Annotated in this window: 5 protein-coding genes; 2 read left to right on the plus strand and 3 right to left on the minus strand. The window is 53.6% G+C overall.

Features of this window, described 5'->3' with window-relative positions; translation table 11 throughout:
* Positions 1-37 precede the first annotated feature (37 nt).
* Both rsmB and H6F46_RS18500 read right to left on the minus strand, forming a co-directional pair.
* Positions 38-1,687 carry a 16S rRNA (cytosine(967)-C(5))-methyltransferase RsmB gene (gene rsmB / locus H6F46_RS18495; protein WP_242028031.1) on the minus strand — a complete coding sequence of 550 codons (1,650 nt, stop codon included), beginning with the start codon at positions 1,685-1,687 and terminating at the stop codon, positions 38-40.
* Positions 1,688-1,831: 144 nt separating this feature from the next.
* Entirely contained in the window at positions 1,832-2,557 is a 726-nt protein-coding gene (locus tag H6F46_RS18500) for an alternative oxidase (protein WP_190356214.1), read from the minus strand.
* Between the two features lie 607 nt (positions 2,558-3,164).
* On the opposite strand from H6F46_RS18500, the gene H6F46_RS19960 reads away from it, so the two are divergent.
* Both H6F46_RS19960 and H6F46_RS18510 read left to right on the plus strand, forming a co-directional pair.
* Complete coding sequence (locus tag H6F46_RS19960; RefSeq protein WP_199291665.1) at positions 3,165-4,847, plus strand: type II CAAX endopeptidase family protein; 1,683 nt, start codon at positions 3,165-3,167, stop codon at positions 4,845-4,847.
* A 191-nt stretch (positions 4,848-5,038) separates the two neighbouring features.
* Positions 5,039-5,785, plus strand: coding sequence for a hypothetical protein (locus H6F46_RS18510; RefSeq protein ID WP_190356215.1), 747 nt, complete (start codon positions 5,039-5,041; stop codon positions 5,783-5,785).
* A gap of 216 nt (positions 5,786-6,001) precedes the next feature.
* Here the strand turns inward: H6F46_RS18510 and H6F46_RS18515 are convergent.
* A partial coding sequence (locus H6F46_RS18515) for a transposase (RefSeq protein WP_242027764.1) occupies positions 6,002-6,287 on the minus strand: 286 nt, incomplete at its 5' end.

The raw sequence follows: 6,287 nt of genomic DNA on the forward strand, positions 1-6,287 counted from the left end.
CTATTCATTGAAACATAGTGGTCGCCGCTCGCAACGCTCACGGATCTGATGGCTGTCGTCGGAGTTTGACCATGAAAAAGCCGTCCATTTGCCAATGGTGGGGCCACAGTTCCAGCCAGCCGGCGGCGGTCACAAAGGGAGCCAAGGGAGAGTCAGGGGTGGGCGGTTCGATCGCCCAATGAGGATGGCGTTGCAAAAAGTCGCGGATAATTGCCCCATTTTCCGGCTCATGCACGGTGCAGGTGGCATAAACGGCTACGCCACCGGGCCGCACCCAAGCATCGGCGCGATCGAGTAAATCTCGCTGAATTTGCACCAACTGGGCCACGGTTTCCGGAGTCTGTCGCCAACGGGCATCGGCCCGACGATGCAACGTCCCCAACCCAGAACAGGGCACATCAAGCAAGAGGCGATCGCACTGGGTGGGCACTTCCTCTAAACCGCTGATCGGGCCCGATTTCGATCGAGACCGATCGCGCTTGCGGGCAGCGGTGACCAGGGGTGCCTTGCCTCCGGTGCTGTCCGCTTCCACCATCCGAATCGATCGCAATCCCAACCGCCGCACCGTGTCTTGCACCTTCCGCAGGCGAGATCCAGCGCGATCGATCGCCCAAATCTGACCCTGATCTTGCATCAGGGCCGCAATATGGGCTGTTTTTCCGCCCGGCGCAGCACAGGCATCAATCACCGTTTCGCCCGGTTGCGGATCCAACAACAGAGCCACTAACTGGGCGCTGGCATCCTGCACTGTCCACCAACCGGCTCCATAGCCCGGAAGGGTGGCGATCCAGGCCCGGCCATTGTCCGGCCCATTGGTTGATCGGGAATCTGGCTCGGTGGCGATGGTTTCTGCCAAAGGGTCATCCCCATGGCCCCGTTGGGCCGCTAACCGCAGAGCATTGGGCAGGTGGTCGATCGGGGTGACGGCCACACCGGCCGCCGTTAGGGCCGCCATCACTGTTTCGCGATCGGTCACCAAGGTATTCACCCGCAAGTCGATCGTCGGGGGCTGGTCAAACCATTGGCACAACTGTTCCGTTTCCGCTTCCCCCAGGCGATCGAGCCAGGTTTGCACAATCCAGTTTGGGTAACTGTAGGTTTGGGCCAACCGTTCCACCGGCTCAAGACCCGCCACCGAGGTCAGCGGGTTCGGATTTTTGGCTTTTTGGCGTAAATATCCCCGCAGCAAGCCATTGACGAACCCACTTAGCCCCTTTAAACCGCAGAATTTGGCCAATTCCACGGTGGTGTCCACGGCGGCCGAATCTGGAATTCGATCGAGATAAATAAGCTGATATAAACCCAACCGCAACAAATTGCGGAGGGTCGGCGGCTGTTCTTGGGCGGAACGGGTCGCCAGGCGATCGATCCAACCGTCCAAGGCCCGCAACTGTCGGGTGCAGCCATAGACCAACTCCGTCACCAACCGGCGATCGCGCCCGTCCAAATCCCCATACTGACGCATGACCCGATCGAGTGCCGCATCCGCATAGGCCCCCGCTTCAATCATCCCCAAGGCCGTGAAGGCCGCATGGCGAGCCACCAGGGCGCGATTTTTAGGAAGCGTTGCACCTTGCATAGCCATGACAAACACCCAAAAACGGGAGCACAGATAGAGAACAGGGGAACTGTCCAGAATACAGGCGAACCGGGCAAACCCGATCCGCCTGGAAAAGTTGATGGTCATTAAGGAGCGATCGAGGGCGACCCGTGGCGGTCAGTCATTAGTCATTGCCATGGTTTCCGGCCCACCAGTCCCACAGGGATTCGCGGGGCAACTAGGGGCAATAGGGGCAATAACCGTTGATTAACCAGGGGCAATAACCGTTGATTAACCCATTTGCGGGCGATCGGGAGTCATCTCCAAAGACGGCGCGATCACGTCCAGCGACTCGGGGGTCTTGCCAGCCAAATTCCCCGCCTCATGGGGACTCAGACAGGCCTGATCCTGGGGCTGCTGACAGGCCACCATCGTTTTCACATGCTCCATTTCGTCGTCGCGGATGGCCACAAACACATCGTAGAGGTTGTCAATGACTGGGCGGCGACTTTCGGGCACTTGGGCCGTTTGGAACTCATCAAACAGATACAAATCTCCATCGCGGTAGTAGCGCTGAGCAATTTCCGGCGCAGGTTCCGCTTTCAACATGGCTTCCGCTTGATGCAAAAACTTGTTGTAGGACGCATAGGCGTGTTTTTCCACCAGTTCCATGAAATGGTAGGCAGATTGGGGAGACACCAAATACACCCCCACAATGATCCAGTAGTAAACCAGGGCCGCAGACTTGGCGATCAGGCGATCACTCCAAACCTGATTTCCTCCCAAGGCTTCCATGATCAGCAAGTGGTGCAATTCATTCCAAGATTCCGCAAAATGCACCTTCAGCCAGTCCGCCTTGCGCCACCAACCCAAGGTTTCGTAGAGGTGCAACACGGACATGTAAGCAAAGTAGGGAACGCGGGCCACGGTTTCCAACACGTAAAACCGAGGATAGGGGCGATCTTTATACAAAACATTGATCACCCAAACAAGAATGCCAACTAGCAAACGAATCATGGTGCTGCTCCAGGAAGGTTGCAGGCAAAGGTGCTATGGCACGGAAGAGCTGGGAAACTGTGGTTGAAGATTTTGACCGAATAACCTTGCTCAGGAACCAGTGCTGTTTTTGAGTGCTGGTTTTGGGTTTCGATCGCTCACCCTGGTCACGCCGTGCCAGCCTTTGACCTAAGCTGGTTTGATCCTAACGACCGCTGTAGGAAATAGCTGAGCGGTGAAGGGATGAAAGGGCTGAGTTAGGCAAATTCAGGTAATCTCGCCCCGGCCAAAGAGTTGTCAAGTCACCCGATCGAGCATTGCTAAAGAAATTCCGAAAAACCCTAACAAATTACAAAACTGATACAAATAAATTCAGTAAGATTTCGGAATCTATCAGAACTTATCGGATTACTAGCTTCCGCAACGTGGTTTATAAGTTTGTAAGGGCCAGGTAAGCTGTTAAGGGTTTCATGACCTTTGGCTGGACAATTTGGATGATTTCCTAAATTTCATGGCATTTTGCGATGCAGTTCTGTGTGGATCGTCTTGATCGGGCGATCGAGCGATCAAAGCCATCGAATTTGTCGAATTGATCGAGTTGGCTAGCCTTTAAAACAGCATTTGAACGGTGGACAGCAACATTGTGACGGGAATAACTGGAAGCGGAAATTTCAAGCGATTGGTTTTAGTGGTGCTGACCGTGTTGGCCTTGTCGGTTTCTGGGTTGTCCTTGGTGGGCAGCTTTACCCAAACCCAGATCCAAAGTCGTCTGGAGCTATATCAAACCAATCTGATGTTGCGGGCCACGGGAGAACTGGACTTACCGCCCGATCGCCCGACCGAAACCGACGACCCGATCACCGTCCTGCGGCAGCAACTGTTGGGCGATCGCACCTTTGCCGATGCTCGCCAGCAATATCAGGCCTTTCGCGAGAAAGCTGCCTTGAGTGCAGAAAAATTCATCCGCGAATTAACCACCCCGGCGAACAATCGATCGGCAAATTCTGAGGCTAGCGACTTAGCTACAGCGGGGCCAGACTCTGACTTCGATCGGCTAGCCCAACAATTGCGCGAGCTGGCCGCCGTAGACCTACGATTGGGCCTGCTTCAGGCCCGGTTGGGAGATTCCGCCGCCGCATTGACCACTTGGCAGCAGCTTGCCCGCCTTTCAGCTTCCATGCCCGACTCGATCGATCCCCAAAGTTTCCTCAGTGACTTTGACGAAATTCGAGAAAATTTGGCTCTGTTGTGGGGAAATCGCAACCAAATCACCAACCAAGTCACTAACCAAATCACCCCAGCGCTACCGCCCGCCATCGCCCAAGGCATTGAAGGCAACATCCGACAATTTTTGGGGGGATGGTTCCGCAATGCCAGCTTGGCCAGACTGTACCGTCTGCAACAGCGGCCGGCTGAACTCAGCCTTCTGGCCGCCGAAACCAACCTGCAAGCCGAGTCCCTGCTGTTGAAACTGGCCGCCGTTAACCTCATCCCCGGCCTGGCCCTTCTCTGCGGCATCATTAGCCTGATCGCCTTGCTGGTGCAACGCTTCCTGAAGGGATCTAACTCACTGCTGTCCCTCGCCTCCGTTCAATGGACGGTTCCTTGGACGGGTGAAACCATCTGGGAAGTGTTCATCCTTGGCTTTTTTGCGATCGGACAGATTGTTGTTCCCCTCATCCGCTCGATCGGGCTGCAACTGCTTGGCATTCAGCCCAGCACCCTCACGGGCGGAACCCAAGCCGGCATCATCCTTTTCAGTTACGGACTCATGGCCGCCGGGAGCGTCCTAACCCTGCGCTACGCCGTCAAATCCTATCTACCTCTTCCAGAAGGCTGGTTTCAGTTCAAATGGCAAAATGGCCGCTGGCTGGTCTGGGGCATCGGTGGTTACTGTGTGGCGCTCCCGATCGTCATTCTTGTTTCCCTGGCAAATCAGCAAATTTGGCAAGGACAAGGGGGCAGCAATCCCATCCTCTCGATCGTCCTTGAAAACCGCGACCCCGTCGCCATCACCTGCTTTTTCCTAACCGCCTCGATCGCGGCTCCCCTGTTTGAAGAAACCCTCTTTCGCGGCTTCCTGCTTCCTTCCCTCACTCGCTATCTACCCCCATGGGGAGCCATTGGCCTCAGCAGCTTGATCTTTGCCCTCGCCCACCTCAGTCTCTCGGAAGTCCTGCCGCTCACAACCTTGGGCATCGTTCTTGGTGTGGTCTATGCCCGATCGCGCAATCTTCTGTCCTCAATCCTGCTGCATGGTTTATGGAACAGCGGCACCCTCGCCAGCCTGATCCTGCTCTCCAGTCGTTAACCGCTGCCCTCGGCCAATCTAGCCTCCAGCCCTAGTCTTCAGGCTCCCCAGCATTCATTAAAAATTCATTCAATCGGACGGCCCCTGAGGAGTCCGGTGCTAGCTTGTGGCCAAACCCTTGTGTCATCAAGATTTACAAGATCTGACGACGACTCAGGGTGCTTGGTTTCAACGTCGTGGAGTCTATCACCATGCAAAATCCCGAGTGGTCTTCACTGGGCGATCGCGACTACAGCGTCAACTCAGGAGACTGGATTGGCAAAGGCTGGTCTATGTTTCAGAAAGACGCTGGCCCCTTAGTGGGCTTCTTTGTCGTCGTCCTTCTAATTAACATCGTCTTAGGTGTTATTCCAGGTATCGGCTCGATCGCCAGTTCTGTCATTGGCCCCATCTTAAACGCAGGCTTTTTAATCTACAGCTTCAAGATTTTACGAGAGCAAACTCGTAGCTTCGGAGACTTTTTTGAAGGCTTTAGCCAATTCGGAGACCTCTTCCTTTTTGCCCTCGTTTCCGGTCTCATTTCTTCACTACCCATGCTGCCCGGTGCAATCCTGTTGGGCATCGGCACCGCCATGAGCGAAGGTAGCGAACCCCCCTCACCCCTGCTCATCGTTGGAGGAATTCTCCTGCTCATTGGCATCATTCCCGCCATCTACTTGGGCATCTGCTACTCCATGGGAATGCCTCTCATTATCGATCGGCGAGTGCAGTTCTGGCCCGCCATGGAAATGAGCCGGAAGGTCGTTAACAAACATTGGTGGGGAATTTTCGGCTTCTCCTTTCTCCTCGGTCTGCTGAATCTGGCAGGCGTGATTCTTTGCTTTGTTGGCATCCTGGTCACTGCACCCGTTTCCATGTGCGCGATCGCCTACGCCTATTCCCAGATCTTTGGTCTAGCACCCAAAGTTGCCATGAGCGATTCAGGCAACAACAGCTAGCATCGTCCGACAAACTGAACTTTCTGAATAATTAGGGGGTGACCACTTGTCACCTCCATTTAAATACCTCAGCTTAATTTCAAGTTAATTTTCAGTAATTGCGTAGTATGGATCTCTAATTTATCCCTGATGATTCATCTCTACAATTTCACTATCAATTCATTACTAAGAGCATTTAAGACAGAAGTGTTGAATCTAAACACAAAACTTCATATTCTAGGCAACAAGAGTTTCTGGCAGTAAATCATAGCTCCAATGACTGATTGAGCCATAGCGACCGAGTACAACTTGCAAATATCGCAATTTATCTAGTAGCGTCTGACTATAGAATTGCGGCAATTCTATTAACTGCAAGATGGCATAAGCAATTAAGACCATGTAGATCTGTATTGCTACGCCATTTTGATTTTTCGTAATGAGCTGATCTAATTTTAAATGCATCTTTAAGAACTTCCATAGCAACTCAATCTGCCAGCGCTTTCGATACAGTTCTCCAATCTCT

Source organism: Limnothrix sp. FACHB-1083, assembly GCF_014696485.1.
Lineage (GTDB): Bacteria > Cyanobacteriota > Cyanobacteriia > CACIAM-69d > CACIAM-69d > CACIAM-69d.